Origin of the sequence: Vulcanisaeta moutnovskia 768-28 (assembly GCF_000190315.1) — an archaeon.
Lineage (GTDB): Archaea > Thermoproteota > Thermoprotei > Thermoproteales > Thermocladiaceae > Vulcanisaeta > Vulcanisaeta moutnovskia.
Genome location: NC_015151.1, coordinates 2,172,387 through 2,190,197, shown reverse-complemented (window position 1 = coordinate 2,190,197; position 17,811 = coordinate 2,172,387). Strand labels below are relative to the sequence as shown.

Annotated in this window: 21 protein-coding genes; 9 read left to right on the top strand and 12 right to left on the bottom strand. The window is 41.0% G+C overall.

Features of this window, described 5'->3' with window-relative positions; all coding sequences use genetic code 11:
* Positions 1 to 34: 34 nt before the first annotated feature.
* The gene (locus tag VMUT_RS11555) at positions 35 to 1,462 is read right to left on the bottom strand and encodes a UbiD family decarboxylase (protein WP_013605594.1); all 1,428 of its coding nucleotides are present in this window, start codon (positions 1,460 to 1,462) and stop codon (positions 35 to 37) included.
* A gap of 79 nt (positions 1,463 to 1,541) precedes the next feature.
* On the opposite strand from VMUT_RS11555, the gene VMUT_RS11550 reads away from it, so the two are divergent.
* Positions 1,542 to 2,480 carry a prenyltransferase gene (locus VMUT_RS11550; RefSeq protein WP_013605593.1) on the top strand — a complete coding sequence of 313 codons (939 nt, stop codon included), beginning with the start codon at positions 1,542 to 1,544 and terminating at the stop codon, positions 2,478 to 2,480.
* A gap of 44 nt (positions 2,481 to 2,524) precedes the next feature.
* Positions 2,525 to 3,724, top strand: coding sequence for an MFS transporter (locus VMUT_RS11545; RefSeq protein ID WP_237699664.1), 1,200 nt, complete (start codon positions 2,525 to 2,527; stop codon positions 3,722 to 3,724).
* A 7-nt stretch (positions 3,725 to 3,731) separates the two neighbouring features.
* On the opposite strand, the gene VMUT_RS11540 is transcribed toward VMUT_RS11545, so the two are convergent.
* Positions 3,732 to 4,433, bottom strand: a complete 702-nt coding sequence (locus VMUT_RS11540) for a DUF72 domain-containing protein (protein WP_013605591.1) — start codon at positions 4,431 to 4,433, stop codon at positions 3,732 to 3,734.
* 45 nt (positions 4,434 to 4,478) lie between these two features.
* On the opposite strand from VMUT_RS11540, the gene VMUT_RS11535 reads away from it, so the two are divergent.
* Positions 4,479 to 5,096, top strand: coding sequence for a hypothetical protein (locus VMUT_RS11535; protein ID WP_013605590.1), 618 nt, complete (start codon positions 4,479 to 4,481; stop codon positions 5,094 to 5,096).
* Between the two features lie 226 nt (positions 5,097 to 5,322).
* On the opposite strand, the gene VMUT_RS11530 is transcribed toward VMUT_RS11535, so the two are convergent.
* From VMUT_RS11530 to VMUT_RS11510, 5 genes are all read right to left on the bottom strand, one after another.
* Positions 5,323 to 6,018: a hypothetical protein gene (locus tag VMUT_RS11530; RefSeq protein WP_048057065.1), complete on the bottom strand. Its 696-nt coding sequence runs from the start codon at positions 6,016 to 6,018 to the stop codon at positions 5,323 to 5,325.
* 112 nt (positions 6,019 to 6,130) lie between these two features.
* Positions 6,131 to 6,544 carry a hypothetical protein gene (locus tag VMUT_RS11525; RefSeq protein WP_148224774.1) on the bottom strand — a complete coding sequence of 138 codons (414 nt, stop codon included), beginning with the start codon at positions 6,542 to 6,544 and terminating at the stop codon, positions 6,131 to 6,133.
* 112 nt (positions 6,545 to 6,656) lie between these two features.
* Positions 6,657 to 7,982, bottom strand: a complete 1,326-nt coding sequence (locus tag VMUT_RS11520; protein ID WP_013605587.1) for a hypothetical protein — start codon at positions 7,980 to 7,982, stop codon at positions 6,657 to 6,659.
* Positions 7,969 to 8,193 carry a hypothetical protein gene (locus tag VMUT_RS11515; protein WP_048057064.1) on the bottom strand — a complete coding sequence of 75 codons (225 nt, stop codon included), beginning with the start codon at positions 8,191 to 8,193 and terminating at the stop codon, positions 7,969 to 7,971. The genes VMUT_RS11520 and VMUT_RS11515 overlap by 14 nt, the downstream gene beginning before the upstream one ends.
* A 95-nt stretch (positions 8,194 to 8,288) precedes the next feature.
* The gene (locus VMUT_RS11510) at positions 8,289 to 8,861 is read right to left on the bottom strand and encodes a rhomboid family intramembrane serine protease (protein WP_013605586.1); all 573 of its coding nucleotides are present in this window, start codon (positions 8,859 to 8,861) and stop codon (positions 8,289 to 8,291) included.
* An 80-nt stretch (positions 8,862 to 8,941) separates the two neighbouring features.
* Between VMUT_RS11510 and VMUT_RS11505 the strand changes: the two genes are divergently transcribed.
* Positions 8,942 to 9,850, top strand: a complete 909-nt coding sequence (locus tag VMUT_RS11505; RefSeq protein ID WP_048057063.1) for a radical SAM protein — start codon at positions 8,942 to 8,944, stop codon at positions 9,848 to 9,850.
* Here the strand turns inward: VMUT_RS11505 and VMUT_RS11500 are convergent.
* A complete protein-coding gene (locus tag VMUT_RS11500) occupies positions 9,847 to 10,146 on the bottom strand; it encodes a hypothetical protein (protein ID WP_013605584.1) in 300 nt (99 codons plus the stop codon). The genes VMUT_RS11505 and VMUT_RS11500 overlap by 4 nt on opposite strands.
* A gap of 3 nt (positions 10,147 to 10,149) precedes the next feature.
* Complete coding sequence (locus VMUT_RS11495; RefSeq protein ID WP_237699663.1) at positions 10,150 to 10,737, bottom strand: endonuclease; 588 nt, start codon at positions 10,735 to 10,737, stop codon at positions 10,150 to 10,152.
* Between the two features lie 20 nt (positions 10,738 to 10,757).
* Here VMUT_RS11495 and VMUT_RS11490 point away from each other — a divergent pair, with 20 nt between their 5' ends.
* Positions 10,758 to 11,573 carry a 50S ribosomal protein L2 gene (locus tag VMUT_RS11490; protein WP_013605582.1) on the top strand — a complete coding sequence of 272 codons (816 nt, stop codon included), beginning with the start codon at positions 10,758 to 10,760 and terminating at the stop codon, positions 11,571 to 11,573.
* A 1-nt stretch (position 11,574) separates the two neighbouring features.
* On the opposite strand, the gene VMUT_RS11485 is transcribed toward VMUT_RS11490, so the two are convergent.
* Both VMUT_RS11485 and fni read right to left on the bottom strand, forming a co-directional pair.
* Positions 11,575 to 11,997, bottom strand: a complete 423-nt coding sequence (locus VMUT_RS11485; RefSeq protein WP_013605581.1) for a zinc ribbon domain-containing protein — start codon at positions 11,995 to 11,997, stop codon at positions 11,575 to 11,577.
* 70 nt (positions 11,998 to 12,067) lie between these two features.
* Positions 12,068 to 13,144 (bottom strand): type 2 isopentenyl-diphosphate Delta-isomerase, encoded by a 1,077-nt coding sequence (gene fni / locus VMUT_RS11480; protein WP_013605580.1) that lies wholly within the window; start codon positions 13,142 to 13,144, stop codon positions 12,068 to 12,070.
* Positions 13,145 to 13,299: 155 nt separating this feature from the next.
* On the opposite strand from fni, the gene VMUT_RS12960 reads away from it, so the two are divergent.
* Positions 13,300 to 13,443, top strand: coding sequence for a hypothetical protein (locus VMUT_RS12960; protein WP_013605579.1), 144 nt, complete (start codon positions 13,300 to 13,302; stop codon positions 13,441 to 13,443).
* 58 nt (positions 13,444 to 13,501) lie between these two features.
* Here the strand turns inward: VMUT_RS12960 and VMUT_RS11475 are convergent, their stop codons facing one another.
* The gene (locus VMUT_RS11475; RefSeq protein ID WP_048057062.1) at positions 13,502 to 15,571 is read right to left on the bottom strand and encodes an MFS transporter; all 2,070 of its coding nucleotides are present in this window, start codon (positions 15,569 to 15,571) and stop codon (positions 13,502 to 13,504) included.
* Positions 15,572 to 15,684: 113 nt separating this feature from the next.
* Between VMUT_RS11475 and VMUT_RS11470 the strand changes: the two genes are divergently transcribed.
* From VMUT_RS11470 to VMUT_RS11460, 3 genes are read left to right on the top strand one after another with little or no spacing between them, the layout of a single operon-like run.
* Entirely contained in the window at positions 15,685 to 16,641 is a 957-nt protein-coding gene (locus VMUT_RS11470; RefSeq protein ID WP_013605577.1) for an NAD-dependent epimerase/dehydratase family protein, read from the top strand.
* Between the two features lie 30 nt (positions 16,642 to 16,671).
* The gene (locus VMUT_RS11465) at positions 16,672 to 16,992 is read left to right on the top strand and encodes a hypothetical protein (protein WP_013605576.1); all 321 of its coding nucleotides are present in this window, start codon (positions 16,672 to 16,674) and stop codon (positions 16,990 to 16,992) included.
* A 48-nt stretch (positions 16,993 to 17,040) separates the two neighbouring features.
* On the top strand, positions 17,041 to 17,790 hold the full coding sequence (locus VMUT_RS11460; RefSeq protein ID WP_013605575.1) for an MBL fold metallo-hydrolase: 750 nt from the start codon (positions 17,041 to 17,043) through the stop codon (positions 17,788 to 17,790).
* The last annotated feature ends 21 nt before the right edge of the window (positions 17,791 to 17,811 follow it).

The following is a 17,811-nucleotide window of genomic DNA, read 5'->3' as shown; positions in this document are numbered from 1 at the left end:
AATTAGCGAGTTAAACCATAAATATGCATTCTCGTCAATTTTCTGACTTACCCATTATAGAGTCCATGATCCTCCTAACCCTATCTGCAACATCGCTTGGTATTGTAACGTCCATCGGATACTCCTTACCGCCATATTCCTCGGGAAGCTTCCTAGTTGCGTCAATACCAACCTTACTGCCCAGGTTTGGTATTGGTGTTGATGGGTCAAGCTCCTCCACCGGGTAGTTATCGATTATGAGTATATCTCTGGATGGATTAACGTGGGCAGCCACTGCATACATTACCTGGCCCCAATCCCTGACGTCTATGTCATGATCCACGATTATTACTACCTTACTCAGGACGGGTACTAGGCCCCATAGTGCTGTCATTATCCTTCTGGCATGCCCTGGATACCTCTTCTTAATGGATGCTATGATTACAAACCCTAAACCCTCTGGAGGTATTTCCAGGTCTACAAGCTCTGGCAGTAATAACTTAAGCGGCGACTTTACTACCTTAGTCCCAAACCTTATTATATTCCCATCCTCAAGCACAGGCTTACCAGTTACTGTGACTGGTATCATAGGTTCTCTCCTTGAGTAAATGGCCTTAACCCTAACCACAGGGTACTCCTTAGCTATTGAATAAACGCCGACGTGGTCACCAAATGGCCCTTCCCTAACGTACTCACCGGTCAACTCACCCTCAATAACCAACTCAGCATTTGCCGGGTACTCAACATCGACTGTGGAGCCCTTAACAAGTTCAACGCCATCACCCCTAAGTACCCCAGTAACCAACAACTTATCCAGTGGATGTGGTATTGAGACGCCGGCCATTAGCATGGTTATGGGGTCAGGACCAAAGATAATTGCAACCTCAGGCTTCTCACTGAGCTCCCCATACATGGCGCTCCTACGCCAGGGCTGCCAATGCATCACGAACCTATCCCTACCAATCACCTGCAACCTATAGTAACCGAAGTTCCTGTAATTACCGTACTTAATGAACGTTATTCCGAAGGTAATGAATCTGCCGGGTTCATGAACCCACTGCCTAATGGCTGGTATCCTCGTCAAATCAATGGATTTCCACTCCAGCTCCCTAACTGGTCCGTCACTAATATTCCTCGGGAAGTATTGGGAGAACTTCCTCAATTCATTAAGTGATTTTAGGGAATCAATAAGGCCCTGGGGGATCCTCAAATTTAATAAATCTACTAGCTTCGAGACGGCAATCTCCGGATCATTACCCTCCATGGCAAGCATTACCCTGTCCCACTTACCGAAGAGGTTACCAATTATTGGTAGTGTGTTCTCTCTGGTCCTCTCAATGATTACGGCGGGCCCACCCCTATACATGAGTTCCCTAAGTAATGCGGCGACCTCAAGATCAACACTGAGCAATTCACTGATCCTGATTAATTCATTTCTATCCTCCAACACCTTAATGAAGGACCTAAGATCCTTAATTGCCACAAAACCTCAGTAATTACTAGACAAATAACGGTTTCCTCCTACGGAAATTCTTAAAATGCCCTAGTGATGCTCATGATCAATGAGCATTAGGACTTGGTTAATTTCATTCAGTCCAACGACGCTTACGAGCGCCTTCTCATCCGTGACTCTAGGAACTGCATTGGCTTGGTACCTAAACAATAAATTCAACCTGGTAATCTACGTAATAACCCTAATAGCTCTTCTACTGGCCCAGGCAGGTGTTAACCTTGTCCATGACTACTACGACTACTTAAGCGGTGTAGACATACTGTATAGGACTAGTGGCTTCTCGCATAGGCCGCACCCAATAATAGACCTTAAGTTGAGACCTAAGGACGTCATTACTGTTGGTTACGTATTTCTCGCAATAGCCTTTGCGGCAGGTATTTACCTGGTAATTCTTGTTGGTTGGCCCGTATTAATACTGGCAATTGCCGGCCTAATAATTGGGATTGGCTATAGCATACCACCGCTGAAATTCCACTATAGGGGCTACGGCGAAATACTCGCCGCGACGGCAATGGGTCCGCTCGTTGTCTGGGGTTCATATATTGTCCAGACGGGTATTTACATGAATCCGGTACCGTTGATTGTTGGCATACCGAATGGGCTATTTACATTGTTGATACTCCTCGGCTCGGGCGCGCTGGAGATTGATGCATGTAAGGCTGTTGGTAAAATAACCCTGGTATTACTTGTGGGTGTTAAGAATACGAAGTATGTCGTCTACACATCGATAGTACTAATGTACCTGGCAATCATAGTCTCGGCAATACTGCACTACCTACCCTACACATCCCTAGTGGCTCTGCTGCTTATTCCACGCACATTGAGGTTGGCAGGTCCATTACTCAGCGGTGATGAGGCCGTTGTTAGGAGTAGGTGGAGGGAACTTAGGAATTTATGGGCTGGACCATTCAGTGTGAGATTGTTGATTCTCATAATATTCATAGTCTCAATGATCATTGCACGAATATACCCACCACTATCGATTTAATCCAGGGTATAACTTAATAGGGTTGGTAATAATACGAGTATTTCGTGGATCCTACAAACATTCTAGAGAAAATGAGGGCTAGGGCAATGTTTAGCGCATACTTGGGTTGGATAATGGATGGTTATGATGCGCTTCTCGTTACGCCAATAATGCCATTACTTGGTGAGTTATTCTTCCCAGGTCCATTCTCATTACTTGGTGGTTTATCAACGCTTGTGGCTACACTTGTTGGTAGGCCCCTGGGTTCTGTGGCGATGGGTTACGTAGGTGATAGGTTTGGTAGGAGGATTGGTTTACTAACAACAGTGCTTGGTTATAGTCTATCAGCTCTCATTATAGCCCTACTGCCAATCTACGCCACAATTGGTGCATTAGCGCCATTAGCATTACTAACTTTCAGGTTTCTCCAGGGAATATTCCTGGGCGGTGAGTGGGGTCCAGGAACTGCAATGATTATGGAGTGGAGTAGGTGGAGGAAAGAGGTAACCTCGGCATTTGTGCAGAGTGGTTACCCAATAGGTGTTGTCATAGCCACTATTGTTAACGTATTATTCCTAACATACATGGGTCCAATCTCATTCAATGCCTATGGGTGGAGGATTTACATGGGCACTGGAGCCATAGTGGCAGTACTAGCCTTCATAATAAGGAGCAGGTTAATAGAGTCGCCACTATGGTCGAAGCCGAAGGCAAACCCATTAACGCTATTGTTTAGGTATAGTGGTGCTTGGCTTGGGCTTGGCGTATTGTTTACGGGTGGGTTATTGACTATTTACTACTCCACATACCTAATATACTCAGACTTCCTAAAGGTAATTGGTGAGGCTAGCATAATACCCAGTGTAATGCTTATTTCAACAATAGCAGCGGTCATAGCGGTGCTCCTCGCTGGTCCGTTGGCCCTGGCAATTAATTATAGGTGGCTCATAATAGGCACATTAATTATATCGCTTGCTTACGCACCAATCACCTTAATGATATATCCAAGCTTTACAAACCTGGTGATATTAGCGTTTATCGAGAACTTCGCAATGGGACTCGTACCATATGTACTAATCGATAAATTCGACGTTCAATACAGGGCGAGTGGATTGGGCGTCTCCTATAACTGGGGCTTGTTGATTGGTGGTTGGGCGCCGATGATCGTTGGTTTTATAAGCCCCATGGGCTTGGGCATGGTGATTATGATGGCTGTCGGCGTGGCCTTAACGATCACCGGACTATTAATGCTCTCCAGGAAATAATCTCAATCTACATAGTTAATTCCCCCAAAATTGCGAGCATTCTCCTCGCGTTCTCAAGCATCCAATGGTCATTGTTAAAGAATACGTAGATATCCACAGGGTTTAGAATCAAGACCTTACCGGCAAGATCCCTTAGCTCCTCCTCACTATAGTCATACCAATACCAATCAGTCCTACCATGAAGTCTCAAATAGACAGTGTCATTACTACTCACTATCCATGTTACGCCAGGTTCATCGACAGAAACAATGGTAATTCCTAAACCCCTAAATACGTCAAGAACACCCTCATTAAACCACGATGGATGTCTAAATTCAATTGCAAATTTTTTGCCAAGACCGCTCTCCTTAGCGAAAATTCTAATCCTATCAATATTCTCGTCCTTAAAAGCAAAACTGGGTGGCATTTGAAATAAGTAAAAATCAATGTATGGATCAAGCGGCGTAAATAGGTCCCTAAATCTACGCCAAGTATCTAATGCGTCCTCCCTGAGCCTCTTAACGTGGGTTATGTATCTATGAACCTTAACAGCCCACCTAAGCCCAGAGCCCTTCTTAGCCCAGGAAACCACCTGATTCCTAAATGGGAATCTATAGAAGGAAGCGTTAAGCTCAACGGCATTCAACCCTGAATTACGAACGTACCAATCAAAGGACGACTCAGGGTTCCAATCATACAGCCAGCCGCTTGTACCAACGAAAACACCCACAATAAGTTAAAATATACCGACCTAATAAAGACTTACAGAGATTTAATGTCTAAGGAGGATCTTAATACGGCGGCTCCCATGTTCTATACCATATACTTAATCACGATAATACAGTTTGTCCTTTTCGCAGTTCTGTACGTAACTTCATCATTTACGTATGTTCAAGCCCTCTCGTTAATTCTCATCTTCATCAGTATACTACTGTGGATCATAGCCATTAGGAGCTCGGTTATTAAAGGTGATGATAAGACCCTTACGAAATTATTCGGAAATTACTTCCTGGTACCGCTGCTCATACAATCAGCTATTACTGGATTTTTCATCGGTGTTGGTATCATAGCCGAGAGAATGTACGCACAGGTATCTTCTGGCGTAATAGTGACTTTGATGCTTATGTTCGTCATACTTCACTGGTCAATTTCGACCCAGGTTGAACAAATCGAGAGGTTAGTTACACTAAGATTAATATTCATTTTATTCTTCATAATCGATATTTTAACTCTATTCCTAGGTTTGGCAGGTTTAAGTAATGTACATATTTTTGCGTCGTTATTTGCAATAATGCTGTTTTTCATGACTATAATCATATTCCTGTTTATAACATTAATGAGGGAGGTAAGAAGCATTAAGTTAAGAGCAATCTCGCAGAACCAACAGAGTTGAAGTGACGTAATTAAAGGTTTAAAGGTTGATTGCCCAAGTAATCTCGTATGATGATGGCTGTCGGGACACCAGATCGGTGATGATCACCTGGAGGGCTGAATTGATTAAATAACATTGAGAACTAATCATTGGTAAGGGTTAAGTACTCATCATAATACTTATTATATTATAAGGATGATTAGGTTGTGCCGCCACTGAGCTGGTGATGATGGGGTCACGAATGACCTTAACTACTCCTACTGAAGTATATGTAGACAGTCTCGCTGTGATAGTTGCAATTGCTTAGTTCGTAAAGTGTGCAGTTCGACATAAGGTATATACCTAATGTTGGGTTCCAACCTAGTGGTTGTTCTATGAAGAATACGTAGACATATACATACCTATCATACACATTATGCGCCGGTACGCATGCTAGAGAGTCTATGTGTATATTTGCGTAATTACCCAATGAGTATGGCGGGTAGGAGTTGAGTTTCAATGGTTTGCTTGAATTTACTGTTAGGTATAGGGTTGAGTTTGTGATCATAATTTTTATAGTGCCACTGGCATTGGGCATTATGATTGGTGAGGGTATTCCTGGGAAGTACGTGAATATTAATATCCCTCTTGGCTTATTTATTATGAAAATGTACGTATCTTTAGAGGAGTAATCAATACCTATGTATATAATCGAGTTCTTACCAACAGTTATTGAGTTGTTTCCTAGTCTCAATATCATGGCAATGTTATAATTGTTTGTGAACCAATAACCATTGTAATAGGGACATGTGGTAGGTATGTATATTCGTTCTATTTCTGGTAATAAGGCAATAAAGAGCAATTTTAGTGTTTTTACGGGTATACCATAAATGAGCATGAGCATAATCAGTATTACTGTCAATATCGCAACTAACATGATCATAATGGCCAATGTCCTATTCATACTCCATCATACTCATACAACAATGTCTTTATATATGTTAATTAACCAGGTTTCAAATTGGAATTATTTTATTCCCTGGTGATTTTGAGATTCGAGAGCCCTAACTAATTCATTAGCCACTGCCTATTCTCATCAGTCTCAGCATTACGTATTGGTAATAGCCAATTAGGCCTGTGGCGTTTGGCGATATTGCCAATGCACCGAACTTCTCCAGGTAGCCAGGTATTCCTGTTGGGTACGAGTAGGTATGTACTGCCGTCAAGTCTTTACTAGTTCTCGCGTAATTGCCGGATATTCCAGTGACTACGGCACCACCGTATGGATTAATGATTTCTAGTGTTAGGTTCATGAATCCGTAGGAATTGAGGGACTCGAGTACGTCAGTCTTATAGTCCATTCCTGGCAATGAATAGTGCTCATGAGCGTTCATTCCTAGGTTCACCGTGGCGTACTGAATATACGCGGCTGGGTATGGGTATGAGGTTGGTGGTGCCAGTGGCGTTATGTATGCCGTTACATTAAACACGATTGATAATTTATAAATGATATTCATGAATTAAGATTTGATGCAAGTAAGACAATGCCGTAATGCTTTCCGTTAGGTGAATGCATAGAGTTTTACTTACTATCTATCTATGTCATGATTTATTCATAGTGAGTTTTCGTATGTTCTTAATTATCCATTTTCTTCCTTTATCGTCTTTAATTCGATTTAACATTTCATAAAGTTTAGCCACGACCTTAGCCTTGATATCATCATGCTTTAATATTTCAACCCATGGAATTATAATTTTTATTTTGTTATCGTATTTTCTTTTTCTAATATCGAAGTCCTTACCATACACGTTCTTTACTTGTTTAATAATTTCATCTGCTTCAGTTTCATTCTTTCTTAAAACCTGCAGTTCAACTGCGGATCTCGTAACACGTACTGTAAATTTTATACCAGCAATCTCAATTTGCGCATTACCCTTTCGACGATTTAATTTCATATTAGCAATTAGCTTTAAGTTGCTCCATTTCTCAAGCCCCAAATTCTCTAAAATATCGAGAAAAGCTCTCATTAATAGCGGTAAAGCACCAATTATTAGCTTAGCTAAATCAATGGCATAATTAGTACTAATTACGACATCAATCTTACCACTGCTCTCAATCTTACTCCATTCGATACTCATGGTTTTAAGTCTATCAAGAATCAATCTCCAATTCTCAAACCTGATAGAGCTAATGGCAAGTCTTATCATTGGTTTAACACTATTATTAAGAGGTTCAATGGTAACATCACCATCGCCAAGAATTACGGCTAGTATAAAAATTAAAAATGCTACATTATCAAGCCTAATAGCATTATTTAAGGCAGTAAGTTTGAGCGACTTGTGATCATGAGCTCTTAACTGCCATACCATTGTTATGTTACTTTTATTTACATTAATGATAGGCGTAATTACATAAACCCTACCTGGATATAGCAAAAGCCATAGTAATACCTGCCACAGCTGTGTTGTAGCTATCGCTGGTTTATTATCCTCACGCTTACTTTCATCAGTGGCCGCCCAGCCAAGTCTCATTGGAATAAGGACTTTCTCTACGAATTTTCTATACTCCTTCTTGCCCATTAATTTCCTGAATACATCAGGAATATCGATATAAAAACCGCTTAAACCCTTTATCATTAATTGAACAACTATACTACCACTTGGAAAGATCTTATTAACGTTGAGCCCGATCCTATTCCCATATACATGTACCATTAAGGACTTCCCTGTCTCGTTTATCAATATCTTTGATTTATTATTTGTTAAACTATCGATCAATTCCTTAATTTCATTACTTACGCTACTAAACCAATACTCTTTAAATTTATCCCCTAAGTAATTTAACAAAAATCTAGATATCTCGTTAATAACATCAATAATTTTCTTAGAATATTCATCATTATCCTCAAATCGTTTAAATGTTTCCATTATTTTTTTCCGCGATTTTTGCATACATTTCATCTATCCATCGAGTACTCCAAATATTCCACTCTTCGATCCGATTAATAGCTTCATTTAGTAATTCAATAACTTTCTGTCTTTTCTCAAAATCGGTCACAGGTTTAATGGGTATGCATTTCTTACCCGATTTACATCTGCCGTAATAAATCATTATTGCATTTGAAACTTCAGATGCCATAATAATCTCCTAAGTAATCTCTACTGTTTAATTAATAAAGTACTTATGATATCGTTTGCGTTTCTCATTAATTTACTTTTTATTAAATAAAATTATTAAAAAGTAAAGTACTGCATTTTTCGTCTTTTTATATCCAGATATCCAATTATGATTCCCACAATAAAGCCGAGTAGGTGACCTAGGTAGGCTATGCCGAAGGCGAAGGCCAGTGGTGATAGTAGGAATATTATTGCTATTATGTTTATTGGATTCGCCAGTATTACGCCCCTGTGCGGCGTAGCTATTATGAAGCCGATTATCCCGAATAACGCGCCCGATGAGCCGCCAACGAGGACTGGAGTTCCCATTGTGTAGTAGAGTATTGGCGAGAGCGCGGAAGCTATACCGCTAAGCATGAAGGTGAGCCAGAAGTTTCTCGTTCCAAACATGGTTTCGAAGTATGGACCTATCATCCATAGGGTTAGCATGTCGAATACGTAATCCTCAACCGTAGGGTGAGCGAAAATTGCGGTTACAAAGCCCCAGGGCGTTATTGGAGGCCATGTGCTGCCCAATAATGCAACTATTGCTTCATAGGCGGTTTGGTTTATGTCCATGGCTATGAATATGGGTATTGTGAATGCCGTGGATATTAAAAACACTATTAATGTATTTCTAAACCTATACATCGTATTGCTGCGTCTTTAAATTCATTAAAATGCTTAACGCACATGCATTTATAAGGGGGTACACTATAGCCTCCTGAGCGATGAAACGACTCAATATAGTGTTTGGAGAGTTTGCAAGGGGATGTAGGCAGTGCCAACTGGGTATTAAGAGTGTGCTCTTCATAACGGGAATATGCCCACTGAACTGCTTCTATTGCCCGGTCAGTAGGGATAGGTTTGGTAAGGACGTGATGTTCATCAATGATAGGCCGGTCAGCAAGTTCCCGGACGACATAATTGATGAGCTGGATAGGGCTGGGTCTAATGGTCTCGCCATCACTGGTGGTGACCCAATAATGGTTGTTGATAGGGTCGTTGAACTGGTGAGACTACTCAAGGATACGTATGGACGGGACTTCCATATACACATGTATACCCACGTCCTCAATATTAATGAGGATGCCATTAAGAAATTGGCTGGCAGCGGTATTGATGAGGTTAGAATACACGCAGTAAACCCAGCTCAGTTAAGCGGTAAGCTTGGTTTACTCAAGATGTTAAAGGACGCGGGCATTGAGCTTGGTCTTGAGGTGCCTGCCCTGCCCCGGTTCGAGAATGATATTGTTAAGGTTGCCGAATTACTCATTAATAATGGCTTGATAAGCTTTGTGAACATAAATGAACTTGACGTAAGCCCCGCAAACATAAATAATTTAATAAGCATGGGCTATAAACCGGGGCCCGACGGTAGTGTCATAGGCAGTATTGATGCCGGCATTAAAATAGCCACTGAGATTAGGAGGAGGTGGCCCTGGATAAGCGTCAACGTATGCACATCCCGCTATAAGGACCTTGCACAAATTGGCGCTAGGCTGTTTAGGATTAATATGAGGGTTAGTGGCGGAGATGAGGTAGTGCTTGATGACGGTACGGTAGAGAGCAGGGGCGAGGGTGGTGTTGTCATTAAGTTGAGAATAGGCAATAGGGAGTACGACGTAGAGAGTGGTTAATGGCACTCGTTTAGTATCTGGAGCTCCTTGACAAGTTCTCTCCAATCACTTAACTGCTTAATTAATTCATTCCTGCAGTAAATCTCTATTGAGGCTATCCCATACGCATCAATTATTTGATGAGGCGGTGCTGGAAATGCCGAGGCCCAGGCCACGTAATTACCCTCGGGGCTCAAGGCCCTAATCTCCCTCTCAAGGGCGATCATGTTCCTCGACTTTCTCAGCCTAATGATGACCCTGAGTCCCTTGTTTCTAACCATAGTTAATACCTGCTCTATGTCCTTAATCGTGACCATGAATTAACCACCCTTAACAGGCTTAAATGTGAATGCCTTATAATAAGTGATAACCCCCTCGGAGCTCACGAGTGCAAGGACTAACTGCGCACCCATACTCTCACTGTACTTTAGCACATTTAGTAATTCCATTACCTGTATACCCAACCCCTCAGTGACTATCTTAATCATGTACCTGGGACTCGAACTCACCGGGCTCTTACCCTTATCCCATACCAGGAAATCCACCGGTCCATTAACCACGGGTTTTATGAAGTAACCCCTCTTCCTCATATCCAGGTACACCGTTAAGGCATGCGGATTCTTCGCCTCCCTTATTAACTCATCCACACCCACCTCATTGTCATTAATCATCACCCTGTACCCAATTATGGATAGGTATATGAGCTCTATAGGCTTTAGAACGAAGGTATCATTTTTTACCTCACCAATACCTCTATCCTCGAGTTCATGTAAATCTCCATTATCAATCTTAACAAGGCTGTACTCATCAGACCCTATCCTCTTAACGATTACTACCTTTTCCTGATTCTTCATTTCCTTCACTATGCATAACCCATCAATGTAAATATTTAAAAACCCACTATCCATCACCATTAACGGGATTAATCGTGGGCAAGAAAATACTAGTGCAGAGACGAGGGAGAGGTGGTTCGCAGTTCAGAAGCCCTAGCTGGATTAGGGAGGGTCCCGTTAAGTACCTGTCAATGGGTGAGACTGAGCTTAATGGCGTTGTTAGGGGTGTTGTTAAGGAGTTGATGCATGTGCCGGGTCTTAATGCACCTGTGGCTAGGATAGCGCTTGAAGATGGTAGGGAGTTCTTGAACTACGCGGCTGAGGGCATGTATATCGGTCAAATAATTGAGATTGGCGCATCAGCAAGGCCAATGCCAGGTAATATATTACCACTTAGTAGGATTCCTGAGGGTTCCATGATATATAACATTGAGAAAAGGCCTAATGATGGTGGTAAATTCGTTAGATCCAGCGGGACCTATGCAGTCGTTCTGATACATAAGGGTGAAACGACAGTCGTTCAGTTACCCAGTGGTAAGGTTATGGAGATTGATTCAAGGGCTAGGGCTACCGTCGGTATTGTGGCTGGTGGCGGTAGGATTGAGAAACCCATGCTTAAGGCCGGCGTCAAGTACTATAAGGCCCTTGCCAAGTCTTGGAAGTATCCATTAGTTAGAGGTAAGGCTATGAATCCATATGCGCATCCGCATGGCGGTGGTAGCCATCAGAAGGGTGGGACACCTGTTTCAAGGACTGCACCACCTGGTCAGAAGATTGGTTTCATAGCACCAAGATGTACGGGTAGGAGATGTCCACAGATAGTTCCAAGGAGTAGGAGAGTTTGGGCCTCAGGGTACTCAAAGAAGACCAGACTTAAGAATAAGAGGTCAAGCGCAATGCCATCTGAGTAAATTAATCCTTCGTACTAATTAATTCTCTGCACCTATTAAGCTCTGCGCTAAGGGTTGAGTACTTATTTTGGTCCTTGTACCTGATCTCCTCGAGGTATCTCTTAATGCCATTTATTATGGTCCTAAGGATCTCGCGTGAAGTTAGGTAATTCCCATACTTCTCCTGCACCTTATTAATAATGTCATTACAACTAATAACATTCTCGCTAAGTATCTTAATGACGTAGTTCATGGCATCCTCCATAATCTTCTTAATCTCAGTCCAATGAATATCACCCACCTTAGTATGTACTAAGCCCTGAGCTGGTAGGTTTGGTGACCAGGTATAACCACAATCAATGCATTTAAATGTCAGTATATCTGAAACAACAATTGTTATTCTCCTTGAACCGCATTTTGGACATGAAACTCCCTGAAGCGCCATAATCCCATTATATAATTAATTCACGGCTATAAAATGCTTATGTTAATTCTTAATCGCCATGTTGATTATATTACTTACTAGCACTTACGTGCTTACATGAAACATTTCTCTGACCTAGCCAGGAAATTATTGTTTGACCAAAAACCACAGGCGCATTGTTAAGTTCATTGACATTTCTCGATCCTGTGAGAAACATTGCTATCTTAAACTCCCTGAGTAATTTACCTATGAACTTCTTTGTTTCATCAAATCCCTTAAGTGCAGCTAATAGGAGTGGTCTCGACATTGAGAATGCATTTGCACCAATAGCCATTGCCTTAGCTCCATCAAGGCCACTCCTAATACCACCAGACGCTATTATTACCCCATCATAAACGTTCCTAACCTCGCATATGGCTATTGCCGTTGGTATACCCCAACCACTGAATACATTGGCCTCATCAATCGCCCCGGCTCTTATGCTCTCTATCCTTATGAATGATGTACCGCCAATACCCGCCACGTCAATGGCATCTGGATTAACCCTTGAGGCAAGGATTCTAGCAACCTCCATGGATATTCCATTACCAACCTCCTTAACTATCAATGGTCTATTGGCTATCTTCTTAATGAATCTAAGCTTATCAATAACACCCCTAAACCAAGGCTCACCCTCAGGCTGAAAAACCTCCTGTGCTGGGTTTAGGTGGATGGCTATTGCGTCGGCATTAATCATGTCTATGGCCTGGGAAACCCAATCAACGAGTATCTTCTCATCAAGCCTAGAGACCTGTGGAGCTCCTAGATTTGCTATTTTAAGGGCAGTTGGTGCATTTTCAGCAACAATCCTAAAGCTCCTAGCGGTTTCTGGCTTAACAATAGCAATTCTTTGGGAACCGACATACATGCCAATATTAAACTCCTCAGCACACTTGGCAAGTGTGGTGTTTATTTTTTCAGCAGTTTCTGTACCGCCAGTCATTGCACCAATAATGAAGGGAAAGGATAATTTCTTGTTGAATATAGTAATTGAAGTATTAACCTCGTCAAAGTCAATCTCAGGTAACGCAATATGAATAAAATGCACTTCATTAAATAGGTTGTTACCCTCCTCCACATTTTGCTCTGAGGCAATCCTAATGTGATCATCCTTCCTATTCTCAATCATTCAAGCATGTGTTAAATAACGGAATAAAAACTTATCCTAGCTCTTTAAATACTATATAGATTATATAGTAATTAAGAGCTAATATATTGATTAAACTCAGTTCACTATATAAATTTATTAACAGAAGAGGCATTGATTGATTCGGTGATAAGAAAATGTTCATGGTTAAAGAAAGATCGCAAAATAAGCAAGTAAATAATGAGAAGAGAATCTATAAGGGATATACGGTAATTGAGTATCTAAGGGATGGTAAAGCGATAGTTTGGAGCGGTAATAAAGCATATACATTGCGCCTATGAATTCTTTTTTAGTTAAATGATGTATTTAAAACGTTAAAATTGAAAATGAGTAAAAATTTTATTTATTGTTTGAATTTAATGAATTAATTTTTAACCAACCATTAATAACTTCCATTAACCAATTCGGTACATTTACGTATTTCGTTAATGACTCTATCACTGACATATTTATGTTGTATTCATTGATATTGTTTATGAATTCGATGAACCAATTCGGTAACTTTGATGTAATGGCTATTGCATAGATTAAATCCTTACTAGTTATGTTACTTAGTACTGTCTCGCCCAGTTCAGTGTTCATTAGTAGGTATGCTGCATAGGCCTTACGTAGTACTGGGTCAGACTTTATGTCAATGTTTGGATTACCATTGTTGTTGTAGTTGGGATCAGGATCATTAATACCCTCAGGCACATTAGTTATAGCTGCTACTTGTGTAGTCTCCACAGTATTATGGTGAAATACCTCCCTACCTCTTAGGTATGAGAATACTGCCGCTATAACAGCCAATATTGCCGCTGCATGGTATGCGTAATAGAATCCTACAGCCATTGCTGGTGCTATGGCACTTGGAAAGAACGATAATTGATCTATGCTACTGAGTACATTGGCTGGTAGTGAAATACTGGCCTGTGTTATCATGGTCCTTATTGGGTCATAACCCAGAAATGCAGCGAATAGGGCATAAACTGGTGGTATTGATGTGAGCCTAACTGCGTCACTTACTGGTACGCCAGCACTCACTAATGCATTATATATTGACCTAACTAATGTTGATGATGCACCAGTTAATACTAGGGTTAGGAATATTGCGAAGCTCATTAGTAGACCTATGTTCTGCATTGCTGACCTTAGACCTGACGCAGCTGACCTCTCTGTTGGTGGCACGGCGCTCAGTATTGATACTAGGTTTGGTGATTGGAATAAACCTGAACCTGTACCCATTATGAATAGTATCACTGCGAACCAGACATAGCTGAAGTTCGTTATTGGCAGTAGTGTTAGTAATTCAAAGCTGACAGCGAGGATTACCGCACCCAGTGTAGATACGACCCTAGCACCAAATTTATTCAATAATTTACCACCTATTGGGGCAAAGATTGCATTAGCTACACTACTGGGTATTAGGTATATGCCAGCCCACAATGGTGTATCTGCATAGGGTATTCCATGGAGTGGTAGGTAAATTGCCTGCAAGAGTAGTGATAGTACGAATACGTTGGCTCCCTGAGCTAGGAATAGGAATAAACTGCTCACTACGCCGTATGTGAACTGCCTAATCCTGAATAATTTAACCCTAAGCATTGGCTCAGTAATCCTGGCTTCAATGATGAATAATACTATGAATAAGGCACCACCAGTGCCTAGTAATGTCCAGACCATTGGATTACCCCATCCAAGTGATGAATTTTCATAAGGCGTCATTGACAGCATTAATCCCATAAGCAGTAATACTAATGACAGTGTTAGTAATGATGCACCGATCCAGTCAATCTTAGTCCTAGTGAAGCCTGCGGGTAACTTGTACACACTTTTATATGCCCATATAATGCTTACAATGCCTATCGGCGCATTGAATAGGAATACCCACCTCCAATTTATTGTGGCTAATAAACCACCAATCACTAAACCCAACACACTACCTGCACTAAATGAAATACCAACTATGCCCTGAGCCACACCTCTGCGTTCTGGTGGAAAGACATCAGTTATTAATGCGGCGCTATTGCCGAACATCATTGCGCCACCCAAACCCTGGATAAACCTATAGGCAACTAACTGAAATCCTGCAATTGTTCCATAGCCTGGCGTTAAGCCCAGGAGCAATGATGAGACTGTAAACACTACATCGCCTATTGTAAATACTCTACCTCTACCATACATGTCTGATAATCTACCAATGAGAGCTACTGTTATAGCCATAACCAATGGATATGCGAACATTATCCATGCCATTATCATGAAGCCTATTGACGTATTAATACTGAGTCCAATACCCCTGAGTATCGCGGGTAGCGCAATTACAACTGATGAAACATTTATTGATCCCAGCAGCGCTCCAAGGAACGCATTTATTAATACAGACCTTCTCTGACCCTCACTTATTGAAGCCCACAATTCTTTCTGCATACGATTATGACATGCGGATACCTAGTATTTATAAAACCTTCTTTGTTAGTGATACCGGATATTTTCTCTATTTAGGGAAAGACTTAATTACCAACTGTCATAAATAGGACATTGTGGAAAAGGCCCTAGTTATTGGACTAGGCTTCATATCAACGAACTTAGCTAAGTACTTAATTGAAAAGGGTTTTGATGTATATATAACATATAGATCTGTTCATGGAAGTAAAGCCATGATGATGAAGGACCTGCTTAAACTAAATATAAAGCCATATAGACTTGATCCAAGTAATTACGAAAACCTATTGAAGCTCATTAATGATGTGAAACCCAACTACATATTTAACACCGTTGGTCTACTAGGTGGTTCATGGAATGAATTATGGAATGCCCATGTAGAGATTCCCCGTAATATCGCAAAGGCAATATTGAGCATTAATAAGTCAATAAAATTAATACACATAAGTGCATCAGCCGCCTCGGGGAAGATCGGTAAATTCATAAGAGAGGAGCCTAATCATTGTGATTATTCATACGTGAATCCAAGGAGTGACTATGAAAGGTCCAAATGTGATGGTGAGAGAACGATTAAGGAAATTAGCAATGAAGGGCTTAATTATGTTATTATTAGACCGACATTAGTTTATGGTTATTATAATGATCATAACGAGTTTCTAAGCTTATATAGGTTGGCAAAGATTGGATTAATACCACAGATTAGAGGTTTGGTGAGTGCGATTTATGTGGGTTACTTAGTACAATTACTTGAGAAGGTTGCGGTTAGTGAGGAGTATAAGAACACGTTCCTTTATGCAACTGAATGCACAATGTATAGTCTCGGAGACTTTGCGGAATTAATGGCTAGGTATATAGGTACCAGTGGGATTAGGATACCATTAACGCCAGGCCTTGTTGGTCTATTTTTACCCAGTGGTGCTAGGTCATTGCTTAAGTATGTTAATGTGCAGTATGATTGTGAGAGTACAAGAAAAGTTTTAGGAAGTATTAAGCCTGCAATTGATATTGGCGTTAAGGAAATTGTTGATTGGATTAAGAGGATTTATGGGTATTAAGTATTTAAATTATTAGCATTACCTGTCTTGATGAGCGAGCCCAGGGTTGCTGGCATATTAATGCTAATCACAGGAGCATTCCTACTAGTACCAGCTCTTCTTTTTGGCATTGTCTCGATAATGCTTGTACCAATACCCAACATAACAGCGACAATTATGTGGGCATTAACACTAATAATAATTGCACTTGCTATGATGAACATAGGTGCTGGTGCGTTGTTATTATCACGACCAAGCGATTCAGAGACCAGGACATTGGGGATCGTTGTTGCAGCCCTAAATCTAGTATTCACTTGGTGGACAATAATAGGTGCTGTATTTGCGATTCTTGAATTGGCATTTTTAGTGTAAAATTAATATTGAAGTATTCCTTAATAATTGTAATACCTAGGGCATACTGTGAGGGTTATACCACTCGGAATTGGTGGTTGGGTATCAAATCCATTACTCGGCAATGTATCACTGCTCGTGGAGATTAATAACTCAAGGATTTTGATAGATACTGGTGAGGGAACTTACAGGGCATTAAGGACCTGCGGTTTTGATGTAAACAAGGTGGATTTAATACTCATAACGCATAGGCATGGGGATCATATAATGGGACTTTCAACACTCGCATTGTTTGCAAGATCCATGGGCATAACACTTAGGGTTTATGGTCCCAGGGATGTAGATTTACAAGGACTCTTTAATGCGTTGGGTATACCGCAGTATCTATCTGCAGTAGATTTTCATTCAATAGACCCAAGTCCAGAGCCTTCAACGGTGGTAATAGGACGTGATTATAGAGTAACTGCTGTCTCTGCTGATCACACAGTACCAGCACTTGCGTATAGAATTGAGGATTCTGATGGTTCATGTATAGCGTATAGTGGTGATACAAGGCCGTCTAAAAGTATTGTGAATTTATCTAGGGATTGTACATTACTTATACATGAGGTCTCGGGAAATCCAGGTACTGAAGAGGCGTCTCATTTGCATGGTCATTCAACAACAAGTGAAGCCATTCAAGTGGCTAGGGAGGCTGGTGTTAAGTACTTAATGCCAGTGCATTATTACGTGGAATCCCCTATATTAAGTGGTACCCAGGGTATTAACATAGTAATACCTGTACCGTGCACACCAATTGATATACAGAAACTGAAGTGATGCATTAATATTATACTAATA